Below are 14,595 nucleotides of genomic sequence, written 5' to 3'. Positions count from 1 at the left end.
ACGTAAAAACTTAAACACAATAAAAATGGCAAAGATTAATTTCGGAGGAACCATAGAAGAAGTAGTAACGCGCGAAGAGTTCCCGATGGAAAAAGCATTGGAAGTAATGAAGAATGAAACCATAGCAATTATCGGATATGGAGTACAAGGTCCTGCACAGGCTCTTAACCTTCGTGACAATGGTTTTAAAGTAATCATCGGTCAGCGCAAAGGTTCCAAAACATGGAACAAAGCTGTTGAGCATGGATGGGTTCCTGGCGAAACATTGTTTGAAATTGAAGAGGCTGTTAAAAGAGGAACAGTAATCCAGTTTCTTCTTTCAGATGCTGGTCAGATCGAATTGTGGCCAACCATCAAGCCTTACATCACAAAAGGTAAAACGCTTTATTTCTCTCACGGCTTCGGTATAACATTCAAAGATCAGACAAACATTATCCCTTCTGCTGATGTAGATGTAATTCTGGCTGCTCCGAAAGGATCGGGTACATCTGTGCGCAGATTATTCCTGCAAGGTAAAGGTATCAATGCCAGCTACGCTGTATTCCAGGATGCAACCGGCAATGCTAAAACAAAAGCTATAGCATTGGGTATAGGTGTAGGAGCAGGTTATCTGTTCGAAACAGACTTCAGAAAAGAAGTATACTCTGATCTTACTGGCGAGCGTGGTACATTAATGGGTGCTATAGCCGGTATATTTGAAGCACAATACGAAGTGCTGCGTGCAAAAGGACATACACCTTCTGAAGCTTTCAACGAAACCGTAGAAGAGTTAACACAGTCGTTGATGCCACTCGTGGCAGAGAACGGTATGGACTGGATGTATGCTAACTGTTCTACCACGGCACAACGCGGTGCGCTTGACTGGAAGAAGAAATTCAAGGCTGCTACACTTCCTGTATTCAAAGAATTGTATGAGAGCGTTGAATCAGGTGCTGAAGCAAAACGTACCATCGATACTTGCAGCAAACCAGACTATCGCGAGAAACTTGCAGAAGAGCTGAAAGAACTTCGTGAAAGCGAACTGTGGCAGGCAGGTGCGGCTGTGCGTGCGCTCCGTCCGGAGAAACAGCAGGTAGAAGCCAGCATGATAAACTAATTGTAAAGTAAATATATACTGCAGCCTTTTCTTCTGTATAGGAGAGAAGGCTTCGCAGGTATAGAAGTGAATCGGAGCGTGGGAAACCTTATGTCATCAGTAACACAAACAAATACCCTGAATATCAACGCGGCTGCGGATGTATTAAAATCCGTTGTGTTAAAAACACCGTTGCAGTTCCATCGTAAACTCTCCGAAAAGTTCAAGGCCGAGATTTACGTAAAGCGCGAAGACCTGCAGGTAGTGCGATCCTATAAATTACGGGGAGCCTATAACCTGATTCAGAGTTTAACGCAGGAGCAGCGTAGCCGTGGCGTTGTGTGCGCCAGTGCAGGCAACCATGCTCAAGGCGTTGCCTTTGCATGCAAGCACCTTGATATAAAAGGCGTGATCTACATGCCGGCTATTACGCCCAAGCAGAAGATCAACCAGGTAAAAATGTTTGGTGGCGATAACATTGAGATCGTACTCACAGGCGATACGTTTGACGAATGCCAGACGCACGCATTGGAATATACCCGCCAGAACAACATGGTATTTATACCTCCGTTCGATCACATCAAAGTAATTGAAGGACAAGGCACCGTAGCCAAAGAAATACTGGATGAAGTATCCGGTGTAGACTATATATTCGTGCCGATTGGTGGTGGAGGATTGTGTGCCGGTGTAGGTGAATACTTCAAAACATATTCTCCCCAAACAAAAATTATAGGAGTTGAACCGGCTGGTGCACCTTCTATGAAAGAAGCACTCAAGAACGGGCAACCTGTAAAACTTGAAAAAATACAGCGCTTTGTTGATGGAGCTTCCGTACAACGCGTAGGAGATCTCACCTTCTCTTTCTGTAAAGAAATACTGGCCGATATGTTATTGGTGCCGGAAGGAAAAGTTAGCTCAACTATACTTCAGCTCTATAATCAGGATGCTATTGTAGCAGAGCCCGCAGGCGCACTGTCTATAGCAGCGCTCGATCAGTATGCGGAGCAGATCAAAGGTAAAAAAGTTGTTTGTGTACTCAGTGGTGGTAATAACGATATCGACCGCATGCAGGAGATCAAAGAACGTTCCCTGCTATATGAAGGTCTGAAGCATTACTTCATCGTTCGTTTCGCGCAACGTCCCGGAGCGCTGAAAGAATTTGTAAACGAAATACTCGGCCCAACCGATGATATAGTGCGTTTTGAATTTATTCAGAAGCACAACAAAGAAACTGGTCCTGCTTTGATTGGTATAGAAGTAAAATCTACGGAAGATTTTAAAATACTGATCGATCGCATGGATGGTCACAAGCTCAATTATACTCTCGTTAACCAGAACGAGAACCTGTTCGAATATTTAGTATAATTTTGTTCCCGGCAGATTTTAAATACGATCTGTAAGGCGTGCCTTTTGACTCAGCTGCATTATCTGCGGCTATCTGCGAGATCAGCGGGAAATAAATTTTCACTGTACAGTTTATCTGTACTCATCTGTGAAATTAGTTGGAAATGATTTACTTTCATCAGTTCGATGAATCCGTTAGACGATAATCCAATTTTTGCGTTAGCAGCCAACCTTGTTAATCAAACCGACCGCCATATATTTCTTACCGGTAAAGCCGGTACTGGTAAAACAACATTTCTCAAGTATATAAAGGAGCATTCGCCTAAGAAGAGCGTGGTTGTAGCTCCTACCGGTATAGCAGCTATTAACTGCGGAGGCGTAACGATTCATTCTTTTTTTCAATTACCGTTTACACCTTTCATCCCGGTGCCGCAGAAGCAAGCAGAGACTGAGTCACTTTCGGATGCTTATTCTTTGTTACAGAATCTTCGCCTGCACCAGGAGAAGCGTGAGCTGTTTGAGGAGATAGAACTGCTTATCATTGACGAGATATCGATGGTGCGCTGCGATGTGCTGGATGCTATAGATACAGTGCTGCGACACATACGCAAGCGATCGCATGTTCCTTTCGGTGGTGTACAGATGATCTATATCGGTGATCTCTTTCAATTACCGCCCGTAGTGCAGGAGCAGGAGTGGAGTATACTGCAGCATTTTTATCGCACACCATTTTTCTTTCATGCAAAAATATTGGAGCGCGCTGCTCCGCTCACGATCGAGCTTCAGAAAATATACCGGCAACAAGATCCTGTATTTATAGATCTGCTGAATCGTGTACGCGACAATGTTACCACTCAGGAAGATTTAGCACTGTTGAATCGCAGTCACGGAGTAATATTAAAGGCACAGGACGATGAAGCGGTGATTACCTTAACATCGCATAATTATCTCGCAGATCGTATCAATGCAGAAGAGCTCGAAAAATTACCGGGCAATGCTTTTCAATTTACCGGCACAGTAGATGGCGACTTCCCGGCAAAATCATATCCCACAGAAAAAGAGCTTTGGCTGAAGGAAGGAACGCAGATCATGTTTATCAAGAACGATGTGCAAAAAGAGCGGAGATACTTTAACGGTAAACTGGGGCGCGTGGTAAGTATAGATACAGATGCAGGAAAAGTACAGGTAGAGTTTCCGGGAGAAGCGGAACATTTTACGCTGGAGAAAGAGATATGGCGAAATGTACGCTATGTATATAATCGTAACGAGCAGCGTATTGAAGAAGAAGAGCTCGGGCAATTCAGCCAGTATCCTATCCGGTTGGCATGGGCTATTACAATTCATAAAAGCCAGGGCTTAACATTCAGGAAAGTGATGGTAGATGCTGCGCAGTCTTTTTCTGCCGGGCAGGTATATGTAGCCTTGAGCCGATGCACATCGCTGGAAGGACTCGCGCTGAAATCACCGATCACTCCTCGAAGCATTCGCACCGATGAACGCATTCTCGGCTTTATGCAACAGCGTGCCACAACGGAGGCGCTGGAGCATATATACCAGCAAGAGAAGCATCAATATTTATATAACACCCTGATCAAAGCTTTTACCTGGACGGCCGTAAGCAATCACCTGGAGTTGATCCACCTTTCGCTGGAGAGTAAATATATACCGAACCAGCAGGAAGCATTGGAGTTGCTGCGGTCATTAAATGCATGGCTGGAAGAAAATATAAAAGTGAGTCAGAATTTTCAGAAACATCTATACGGCTGGATGCGAGAGGCATCCGTTGCTAACGATTATACCTATGTATACCAGCGGGTAAAAGATGCTGCCACTTATTTCTCGGGTAAGTTAAAAGAAGAAGTTATAGGCACTATAGATCGGCATATACAGTCGATGCATAAAATGAAGAAGGTAAGAAAGCATCGGAAAGAAGTACAACTCTTACTGCGGGCTATAGTGCTACAGGAAAAAGCGATGCTGCAGTCGTGCGAGTTACTGTCACTGAGTGATTTAAAACAACCAATCACTCGTTAGTTTTGGTAAATATTTTTTAACAATTCGTTGATGTACGACTTAACTTTTTTCATCTTCGTGCATCAAGGACCCCGATATAAAACCAACTTTTTAAAATGATCGAATCATCAGAGTGATGATCGAAACAAAGTATAAAGCAACCGTTATCGTCCCGTCTGAGCCTCTCTCAGACGGGACGTTTCGTTTTTTATGGATCAGAACAAACTAACAGTTGTTCTAATCCGATGCATGAGAGACTACAACTAGACTGAAAACTGAGACATGAGTCAACCGAAAACATTGTTCGACAAAATCTGGGATGCGCACGTGGTAAAGAAGAGCGAAGGATACCCGGATGTATTGTACATTGACCGCCACTTCATTCACGAAGTAACAAGTCCGCAAGCTTTTGACGGATTACGCAAGAGAGGTATAAAACTCTTTAACGCTGCACGCACTACCGCTACACCTGATCACAACGTACCTACAAAAGATCAGCATCTTCCTATCAAGGAAGCACTCTCCCGCCACCAGGTAGAAACCCTTCGAAAAAATACAGCCGAGTTTGGCGTAACGCTATATGACCTCGGACATCCCTACCAGGGTATCGTTCATATCATCGGTCCGGAATTAGGATTGACATTGCCCGGCATGACCATCGTATGTGGCGATAGCCATACTTCTACGCACGGTGCATTTGGAAGTATAGCATTCGGTATAGGAACCAGCGAAGTAGAGCAGGTGCTGGCTACACAATGTATACTTCAGTATCGTCCGAAGACGATGCGCATCGAGATCAATGGTAAACTTGGTAAAGGCGTAGTATCAAAAGATATTATACTATATATCATCTCGAAGATATCTGCGAGTGGTGCTACCGGTTACTTTGTGGAATACGCTGGTGAAGCGATCCGCAGCTTATCAATGGAAGCACGCATGACCATTTGTAACATGAGCATCGAGATGGGAGCACGTGGAGGTTTGATAGCCCCGGATGAAACTACGTTCAGCTATATCAAAGGAAGAAAATTTGCGCCACAAGGTGCAGACCTCGATAAGCTGGTGGAGAAATGGCATGATCTGAAAACAGACGATGGTGCGAAGTACGATAAAGTACTCACATACGAAGCAGCCGATATAGCACCGATGATTACCTACGGAACCAATCCGGGCATGGGTATAAAAGTTACAGACCGCATCCCTACCGTTGCAGAACTGAACGACATCAGTGAACAAACTTCATTCACCAAGTCATTGGAGTATATGGGGCTTGAGCAGGGTTCACAGTTGCTGGGTAAATCAGTTGACTATGTATTTATAGGAAGCTGCACCAACGCACGGATTGAAGACTTGCGCCTGGTAGCATCTATAGTAAAAGGAAAGAAGAAAGCACCTGGCGTAGAAGTATGGGTGGTGCCTGGATCAAAACAGGTAGAAGAGCAAGCACGCAAAGAAGGTCTTCATAAAATATTTGAAGAAGCCGGTTTCGAATTACGCGAGCCAGGCTGCTCGGCATGTTTAGGTATGAACGAAGATAAAATACCAGCCGGTAAATATTGCATCAGTACATCGAACCGGAACTTCGAAGGAAGACAAGGACCGAAGTCAAGAACATTTCTGGCGAGTCCGCTGAGTGCAGCGGCAGCAGCGATCACCGGTAAAGTAACAGACGTACGCGAGCTTGTATAATATATAGTATACGGATAACAGTTAACGATTAACTGATAACGAGCAATGGCAAAAGAGAAATTCACAACCTTGACAAGTCGCGCAGTACCACTGGCGATTGAAAATATAGATACCGATCAGATTATACCTGCGCGTTTTTTGAAAGCTACTACGCGCGATGGTTTCGGGGAAAATTTGTTCAGAGACTGGCGCTATAACAGCGATGATACTCCGAAAGCTGATTTTGTATTGAACGATAATACTTATACCGGAAAAATTCTGGTAGCTGGTAAAAACTTCGGATGCGGCAGCAGTCGTGAGCATGCTGCATGGGCTATAGCAGACTATGGTTTTAAAGTAGTGATCTCCAGTTTCTTTGCAGATATATTCAAGAACAACGCGTTGAACAATGCAACACTGCCTGTGCAGGTATCGGATGCATTTCTGAAAAAGATTTTTGCTGCAATTGAGAAAGATCCGGCAACGCAGATCACCGTGGATCTTGAAAATCAAAAAGTATCGCTGGCAGATGGTTCATCTGAATCATTCGACATCAACGCTTACAAAAAGACCTGCCTGGCGAATGGCTACGATGATATAGACTATCTATTAAGTCTTCGCGGTGAGATCAAACAATTTGAACTCACACACTAAGAACGTCAGTTCACGCTCACACCGAACACACACCTCGCACCACCAGCGGCTAGCAACCAGCAGCTTGTAGCTTTTAAAAGAGATTGGAATGAAAAAGAAAATTGTAATACTCCCCGGAGACGGAATCGGAAAAGAAGTAACAGCCTGTGGTAAGAAAATACTGGAGCAGGTAGCAGAGTGCTTTGGTCATCAGTTTATATTCGACTATGCAACGATCGGTCACGAAGCGATCGAGGCAACAGGCAATCCATTACCGGATGAGTCGCTCGAAAAAATGAAGAACTCCGATGCTATACTCTTCGGAGCGGTAGGACATCCTAAATATGATAATGATCCTTCAGCAAAGGTTCGTCCGGAGCAAGGTCTTTTGAAGATGCGTAAAGAGCTTGGTCTCTATGCGAACCTTCGTCCTATAAAACTTTTTGATGAACTGCTTGCTGCTTCCAGCATTAAGCCGGAGATATTGAAAGGCGCAGATATACTCTTCTTCCGCGAACTTACCGGAGATGTATACTTTGGCGAACGTGGCCGTAAAGAGCAAGGCAACACAGCATACGACACTATGATATACTCTCGCTATGAAGTAGAGCGTATAGCACACAAAGCATTTAAGGCTGCACTTACCCGTGGCAAAAAAGTTACATCAGTAGATAAAGCAAACGTACTGGAAAGTTCTCGCCTGTGGAGAGAAGTTGTTCAGGAGGTTGCCAAGCAATATCCGGATGTAACAGTAGAGCACATGTTTGTAGATGCCGCTGCCATGAAGCTCATTCAAAATCCGCGCAGCTTTGATGTAGTGGTAACCGGAAATCTTTTCGGAGATATACTTACCGATGAGGCATCGCAGATTGCAGGCTCGATGGGTATGCTGGCATCCGCTTCTGTAGGCGATACAGTAGGACTATATGAGCCGATCCACGGTAGTGCCCACGACATTACCGGAAAAGGTATAGCCAATCCGTTGGCGTCAATCCTTTCGGCAGCATTGTTACTCGACATTTCTTTCGGACTGAAAGAAGAGTCTGAAACAGTGATCAAAGCCGTAGAACAAACTTTGAGAGACGGATACAGAACGCGAGATATAGCAGACGCATCAACCCCGCACGAAAAAATTCTGGGAACAGAAGTGATGGGAAATGTAGTATGCAACAACGCACGCATACTGGTGAATTGCCAGGTAGCCGTGTAAGCACCTGGCGCCAAGCCCTCAACCCAACTATAAAGACATTTAAATTTTAACGGATAACGAAACCATGAGCAGAAAAATTGAAATCTTCGACACTACGCTTCGCGATGGCGAGCAAGTGCCCGGCTGTCAATTGTCAACCGATGAAAAGGTCGTGATTGCACGGGAGCTCGAGCTACTAGGCGTAGACGTTATTGAAGCCGGTTTCCCGATATCCAGTCCCGGTGATTTTCTTTCCGTAGTAGAGCTTTCCAAAGCTGTAAGCGTAGGTGTTTGCGCTTTGACACGCTCCAAGAAAGAAGACATTGATGTAGCAGCAGAAGCGTTACATCATGCCAAGCGCGGACGCATCCATACCGGTATTGGTTCTTCTGATATACACATCAAGCATAAGTTCAACACAACACGCGAGAAAGTTCTTGAACAAGCTGTGTGGGCTGTAGGCTATGCCAAAGCAAAAGGTGTTGAAGTAGAATTTTTTGCTGAAGATGCTGGTCGTGCCGACCTGGCTTTCCTAGCACAAATGGTAGAAGCTGTTATCGGTGCCGGTGCAGATGTAGTAAATATACCGGATACAACCGGCTACTGTTTGCCGCATATGTATGGCAAGCGCATTCAGTATTTGTTCGAGCATGTAAAGAATATACATAAGGCTACCATCTCGGTTCACTGCCATAATGATTTAGGTTTAGCGACTGCAAACACCATGGCAGGTTTGATTGCCGGTGCAGGACAAGCTGAAGTTACGATCAACGGTATCGGTGAGCGCGCAGGTAATACTTCACTGGAAGAAATAGCGATGATTATCAAGACGCATAAAGATCTTGATCTGTATACTGATCTTAAATCAGAAAGATTATTCGGTATCAGTACACTGGTATCGGATATGATGCGTATGCCGGTACAGCCGAACAAGGCAATTGTAGGTGCAAATGCTTTTGCACACTCGTCTGGAATTCACCAGGATGGTTTCCTGAAGAACTCCGAGAACTACGAGATCATCAACCCTGCCGATGTAGGCGTGCCGACATCATCTATATTGTTGACAGCCCGCAGCGGACGCGCAGCGTTGAAGCACAGACTTGAATTATTGGGATATCAGCCGAACAAAACCGAGCTGGATCAGTTGTATGAAAACTTCCTGATCGTTGCCGATGAGAAGAAGAGCGTGAACGATGAAGACTTAGTTACCATCGTGGCCAACACTCCACTCCTTGTTCAGAAGTAGACAAACCAAACCAAATCGTTTATACCCGGAAGCGTCATTGAAAAGTGACGCTTTCTTTTTTTGTGTTGTGGTATTTATATACTTCGTAATTCGTTATTCCTTGCTCGATGTTCCTAGCGGTTATCCGTTATTGGCTAGCAGTTATTCGAGCGCGCGAACTATACTTCCTGTTTCATACTTCAACATTCGTTGATCGATATTCCTTGTTCGATATTCAATTTTAGTTACACGTTAATAGTTACAAGTTTATCACGAAGACAAACTACTGCGTTTTTTATTTTGTGGGAACTACTGTTTGCCCATGCGAACGATATAACGGTTAATTACGCAGTTTGTCGATTGTTTCTTCCTCCAGTTTCTTTATCTTGAAAAAGAATTACGTTTATGCACCTCTCTGTACGAACAACGCTTGTATTGTTGCTGATACTTAGCAGCATTACCCTTCGCGCCCAGGAAATCGGCCTTCAGTTATATAGTCTGCGCAACCAGTTCGCCACCGATGTGCCGGGTACCATGGCCAAGATCAAATCATTCGGTATAAAAGAAATTGAATTGGGCGGATCGTATGGTTTGCCTTTCCCCGATTTTATCAAACTACTTGCACAGAATCAATTGCAGGTAGTAAGCTTTGGAACTGACTTCGATCGCCTCATGAATTTTCCGCAGGCTGTCGCAGATGATGCGCGTGCCTATGGAGCCAAGTTTGTTGTTTGCTTCTGGATACCGCACAACGGAGATACATTTACGGTGGAAGATGCCGACAAAGCTGCTGCAGTATTCAACAGGGCAGGAAAGATACTCGCACAAAATGGATTGCTGTTATGCTACCATCCGCACGGATATGAATTTCAACCTCACGAAAAAGGAACACTCTTCGACTATATGCTGGATGTTTTTGATACACGCTATGTATATATGGAGATGGATGTGTTCTGGGTAAAGCAGGCTGGCCAGGATCCTATAGCGCTGTTGAAGAAGTATGCCAACCGCTGGGTATTACTTCATTTGAAAGATCGAAAGAAAGGCACTGCGGACAGCCTCAATGGCAAAGCAGATGAAGAGAGTAATGTTGTGCTTGGCAAAGGCGATGTAGGGATAGCGCAGATCATGAAAGAAGCCAAAGCCATTGGTATAAAACACTACTTCATTGAAGACGAATCGTCTAAGGCAGAACTGCAAATACCGGAGAGTCTCACTTACCTGCGGTCATTAAAGTGATTGAAGCTTCTCCAGCAGCACAGCCGGTATAGCAGCCACCTTTCGTTTATCATAATCAAAGCATACTATACCGGTTTTGCCGCGCGCTACTTCTTTACCTGTTGTAGTGTTTTCGATCAGGTAATACATATCAAATCCAAAGCGTGTAAATTCATCAACCGCTATATGGATCGTAAGTTTATCTCCTAAAAATGCTTCGGATTTATATTGAATAGCAGCATCGGAAATGATCTGCCCGATACTATCATCAAAGCTGATCTCATCTTTAAAGCCAAGCGCTCTGTAAAGTATAACACGCGCCTCCTGCATCAACGTGAGGATAGCGTCATTGCCAACATGCGCTCCGTAATTAAGATCAGAAACCCGAACCTGAAGTTCGGTGGTAAAGATGAAGGTTTCAGGTAATGTTACTTGTATGCGAGCCATGGGGCGAAGATACGCAATCACAACATGGCATGGTATATATAGGTAGGTCTAGGGAGAGGTGAGATCAGGATATTTTCTTAAAGCCTGCATATCCTTTGCAGTAGTTTAGCACTAGGCTATAATCTTTCAGAATGCTCATGCCAATAGATGCGTGGTTATGCCACTGCGAGTGAATGATGCCAGTTGGTATATTCTTGATTTCAAGCGAACTCAATAGGAGCGTCTCCGTTGTCGTTTTATACCCTTCTATATCTCCGTTTAGTCCCCGGCCTAAAATAGCTTCAGAAGATCGATAGAGAGTATATCCACTCAGGTCAGTTGTCTTGAGCAACAGGCCTAGTGTTGAACCGGTATCAATCATCAGGTCGCATACATGCGAGCGATCTTTGTTAAACACCACACGGCAATCGATCAATGGTCTGGCATCACTCACACGAATCGGCACTTGTATATAGTCTGAAGATAATGTAGCGGATGCTGCCGGACGAAAAGTTATCTGCTTGACCTGTGGGTTTATCTCGATCTCGAACTTGGTAAAGATGTCGTAGCCAATTACACCATGTACATTGTTAAAAGCACTGAACAGATTTTGCTCCGGTATAATTACTACCGGTATCATCTCGCCTAACACAGCATCAATAGAAACTTTGTTACTGAGCGATAGCACTCCGTTTACCGGCCGGCCTGCGCCAAGCCCGGAGAACTGCACTTTCTTGTCGTGCTCCAGTTTAAATAACTTCTGAAAGCGTCTTCCAAACAATACAAGATTCCGGCAACCCGTGTCGAGTATAAGATTGACTTGTATTGAATCGTTGATCACGACCGGTAATAAGATCAGTTGATCTACATTCTTGTATCGCATCGATACTTCCTGAATGTGATCCGGAATATAGAACCCTGACTTGGCAGGAGCGGAGAGCAGTGTCTGAAAAGACAATAACAGCAAGAGTGCTGTGGCCTGGATTTTAAAGAACGACTTCATAACAGGGGCTTTAGTATATAGGAAAGCTACCTGTTCGCTATACGCCACGGCACACGCGTAAAGGCGGATTTTTTATGCAGTGCTAAAAATCCAAATGCAAGGTTATAACACGGGGTTACACGATAAGTCGGTATACATGTCGGTAATTATTGAACAAAGCTATACCACCAGACGCGGGATTTTTAGCTATAGGTATAAATAAAAAGTGCTGAAGATTTTTTTCTTCAGCACTTTTTGTATCGTTATCGAACGTTTTCTGTACGCTACTTACCAGCAGGTTTACCTTTTAGCGATGCTGCGAACTTTACAGCCTCGTAAGCATTCACTAAACCACCTGTACTGCTCAACTGACTGAAAGGAACTTTGTCTTGCGAACCAGGTTTAGTCACTTTCAGGCCATCAAACTTGCGTGTCGATTCACGAAGTACATCTTTAACCTGTGCAGCCGTAAGATCAGGAAAATAGGAGAAGATGATCGCAGCTACACCAGCGGCTGCAGGGCTCGCCATGCTGGTTCCCTGTAATTCTTCATATGTATTTTCAGGTGTAGTAGAGTATATCTGTACCCCTGGTGAGAAAAGGTCTACTGACTTCTTTCCGTAATTAGAGAAAGAACCTACAAAGTTTTCATCGGCACCCCACGATGATGCTCCAATCTCCAGCCATGTTTTGGCTTCACCACCTTTTAAAAATTTACGGTTCGGATAATTGGATTCTACATCGGTGTCTTCGCCATCATTGCCGGCAGCATGCACCAGCAATACACCTTTTGATTCAGCATACTTCACGGCTTTATCTACCAGCTCCTTGTTAGGCGAGAATGCTTTACCAAAGCTCATGTTAATAACCTTCGCACCATTGTCAGTCGCATAGATAATAGCGTTGGCTATATCTTTATCGCGCTCATCGCCATTTGGTACAGCACGTACTGACATGATGCGCACATTATCTGCTATACCTTTTATACCAATTGTATTTTTACGGTTGGCTCCGATGATACCCGCTACGTGTGTACCGTGGCGTGCATCCGGACCTTTCACATCGTTGTTACCATAATTTTTCTCGGTGAGATTTTTAGGATCATCACCAACAACAGTGCGAGAATTAAATGTAAGACTATAGCCATACTCCACCGCTACACGATAATGGTCAACACCTTCTTCGAGCTGGCCGATATAGCCTTTCAGTTCATCAATAAATTCACTTACCAGTATATCTCCATCTACATTCTCCAATACTTTCGATAATGTTTCTTTCGCAAAACGAATCGTATCGTTGGTAGCATTTACAGAAGTGAGTGATGACTTGCGAACCGGTTTACCCAATGATGCTTCGAGGAGGCTGTCGCAGAAATCAATTGTGCCGAGTGCATTTCTATACAGCTCGTATTGCTGATTGTATTGTTCGTATTGTGTTTTGTTAAATTCGAAATCGCGATCATATTTAGCCTGCACGGTTTTCCAGTAGTCGTACTCAACCTTATCTTTTTTAGAGAGTTTTTTCTCGTCTGCGTTTTCATATTTCGGTTTAAGGCGGGCATACTCACGTGTTACCTCATAAGTATCTTCATTCACATTGCCATTTTTCCCACCGATAAAATTCCATCCGTTTACATCATCGATGTATCCGTTCTTATCGTCATCTATACCATTGCCAGGAATTTCATCTTCATTAACCCAGATAATGTCTTTCAGATCTTCATGATTAATGTCTATACCCGAATCGATAACTGCTACCAATACCGTTTTGGAAGGTTTGCCTTTCAACAGCGTTCCGTATACTTTTTCTACACTGAGGCCCTGGATATGATCAGTCTCCGGATCGCGTAAGAACCAATCCGAAGGAGCAGTAATTGTATCTTGTTGTGAACTTTCGGTCTGGAAAGCATAAGCATGAACGGTTAACAAACTCGTTGTAACAAAGAACCCGAGTCGGAAAATCTGTTTTATCATAATTCGTTGGTTTTCAAATAAACAAGCGTGCAAGATAAGGAGTTAAGGTTTAATAGAAATAGTTAATTACACAGAAGGTTGTGTACGCAAAAGTTGCAAAAGCCTTGCCGAACTTACTTCTGTGCGTGATGCGAAAAGACACCCGCGCCCTTCAACGTTAAAGCTGGCATCTTTGGTATAGAATTTAACCACTGTATAATTATGGTTTATGTCTTTATCTCGATAATGGTGTTTTTTGGATTCTTCTTCTGGCAGTGTGGCAGATTATCGAACAAAAATATCGGCCAGCATTAATGCGGAAAAAATTCTGCAACAGTTTTAGAGATCCGTCCGACAAAGGAAACAGTATCTTTTTGCGAGAAGGTGTATAAGAGTATATACCGGTGATCGCCCGATCACTTCCATTCTCGCACCAGTTTCCCTAATATTTTAATGCCTTCTTCAATTTTATCATCCCACGGAGCGCCATAGCTCAGTCTGAAACAATTCTCGAATCGTCCCTGCGTAGAGAATATTTGTCCCGGAGCAATACCTATATTATGTTTCAATGCGCGCTTGTGCAGCTTGAAAGCGTTGATTTTTTTATTCATTTCAATCCACAGTGTAAAGCCACCTTGTGGACGAGTAACACGTGTATCATCCGGAAAATATTCAGACAACGCCTGAAGATAACGCAGCGATTGTGTATGGAGCGCTTTGCGCAAGTGGCGCAGGTGTAATTCATAGCGGCCATTGCTTAGAAAATTAGCAACCGCTGCCTGTGTTAATGTATTGGTAGAAACAGAGTGCATCCGCTTCAAACGCATAACGCGTTCTTTGAACTTGCCCGGTATAGTCCAGCCGATGCGA

12 protein-coding genes are annotated in these 14,595 nt (G+C 44.0%); 8 read left to right on the top strand and 4 right to left on the bottom strand.

The window, feature by feature from the left end; genetic code table 11:
- The first annotated feature begins 25 nt into the window (after positions 1 to 25).
- The 8 genes from ilvC (at position 26) to VIN08_RS01375 (ending at position 10,386) form a co-directional block, all read left to right on the top strand.
- On the top strand, positions 26 to 1,096 hold the full coding sequence (gene ilvC / locus VIN08_RS01410) for a ketol-acid reductoisomerase (protein WP_331959101.1): 1,071 nt from the start codon (positions 26 to 28) through the stop codon (positions 1,094 to 1,096).
- A 90-nt stretch (positions 1,097 to 1,186) separates the two neighbouring features.
- The gene (gene ilvA, locus VIN08_RS01405) at positions 1,187 to 2,440 is read left to right on the top strand and encodes a threonine ammonia-lyase IlvA (RefSeq protein WP_331959099.1); all 1,254 of its coding nucleotides are present in this window, start codon (positions 1,187 to 1,189) and stop codon (positions 2,438 to 2,440) included.
- Positions 2,441 to 2,605: 165 nt separating this feature from the next.
- Positions 2,606 to 4,453, top strand: a complete 1,848-nt coding sequence (locus tag VIN08_RS01400) for an ATP-dependent DNA helicase (RefSeq protein ID WP_331959096.1) — start codon at positions 2,606 to 2,608, stop codon at positions 4,451 to 4,453.
- 261 nt (positions 4,454 to 4,714) lie between these two features.
- Positions 4,715 to 6,121, top strand: coding sequence for a 3-isopropylmalate dehydratase large subunit (gene leuC / locus VIN08_RS01395; protein WP_331959093.1), 1,407 nt, complete (start codon positions 4,715 to 4,717; stop codon positions 6,119 to 6,121).
- Between the two features lie 45 nt (positions 6,122 to 6,166).
- A complete protein-coding gene (gene leuD / locus VIN08_RS01390; protein ID WP_331959090.1) occupies positions 6,167 to 6,754 on the top strand; it encodes a 3-isopropylmalate dehydratase small subunit in 588 nt (195 codons plus the stop codon).
- Between the two features lie 88 nt (positions 6,755 to 6,842).
- The gene (gene leuB / locus VIN08_RS01385; RefSeq protein ID WP_331959087.1) at positions 6,843 to 7,943 is read left to right on the top strand and encodes a 3-isopropylmalate dehydrogenase; all 1,101 of its coding nucleotides are present in this window, start codon (positions 6,843 to 6,845) and stop codon (positions 7,941 to 7,943) included.
- Positions 7,944 to 8,007: 64 nt separating this feature from the next.
- A complete protein-coding gene (locus VIN08_RS01380; RefSeq protein ID WP_331959084.1) occupies positions 8,008 to 9,168 on the top strand; it encodes a 2-isopropylmalate synthase in 1,161 nt (386 codons plus the stop codon).
- 384 nt (positions 9,169 to 9,552) lie between these two features.
- Positions 9,553 to 10,386, top strand: a complete 834-nt coding sequence (locus VIN08_RS01375) for a sugar phosphate isomerase/epimerase (RefSeq protein WP_331959081.1) — start codon at positions 9,553 to 9,555, stop codon at positions 10,384 to 10,386.
- Here the strand turns inward: VIN08_RS01375 and VIN08_RS01370 are convergent.
- From VIN08_RS01370 to VIN08_RS01355, 4 genes are all read right to left on the bottom strand, one after another.
- Positions 10,378 to 10,812, bottom strand: coding sequence for a thioesterase family protein (locus VIN08_RS01370; RefSeq protein WP_331959078.1), 435 nt, complete (start codon positions 10,810 to 10,812; stop codon positions 10,378 to 10,380). The two genes, VIN08_RS01375 and VIN08_RS01370, sit on opposite strands and share 9 nt — an antisense overlap.
- 64 nt (positions 10,813 to 10,876) lie before the next feature.
- On the bottom strand, positions 10,877 to 11,794 hold the full coding sequence (locus tag VIN08_RS01365; protein ID WP_331959075.1) for a retropepsin-like aspartic protease: 918 nt from the start codon (positions 11,792 to 11,794) through the stop codon (positions 10,877 to 10,879).
- Between the two features lie 263 nt (positions 11,795 to 12,057).
- Positions 12,058 to 13,746: a S8 family peptidase gene (locus tag VIN08_RS01360; RefSeq protein ID WP_331959072.1), complete on the bottom strand. Its 1,689-nt coding sequence runs from the start codon at positions 13,744 to 13,746 to the stop codon at positions 12,058 to 12,060.
- 395 nt (positions 13,747 to 14,141) lie between these two features.
- On the bottom strand, positions 14,142 to 14,595 hold a 454-nt coding region (locus tag VIN08_RS01355), incomplete at its 5' end, for an aminotransferase class I/II-fold pyridoxal phosphate-dependent enzyme (protein WP_331959069.1).

This window comes from Ohtaekwangia sp. (genome assembly GCF_036568665.1).
In the GTDB taxonomy this organism is placed as follows: domain Bacteria; phylum Bacteroidota; class Bacteroidia; order Cytophagales; family Cyclobacteriaceae; genus Ohtaekwangia.
Note: the sequence above shows the minus strand (reverse complement) of the source record. Positions and strands in the feature narration are given on the sequence as shown.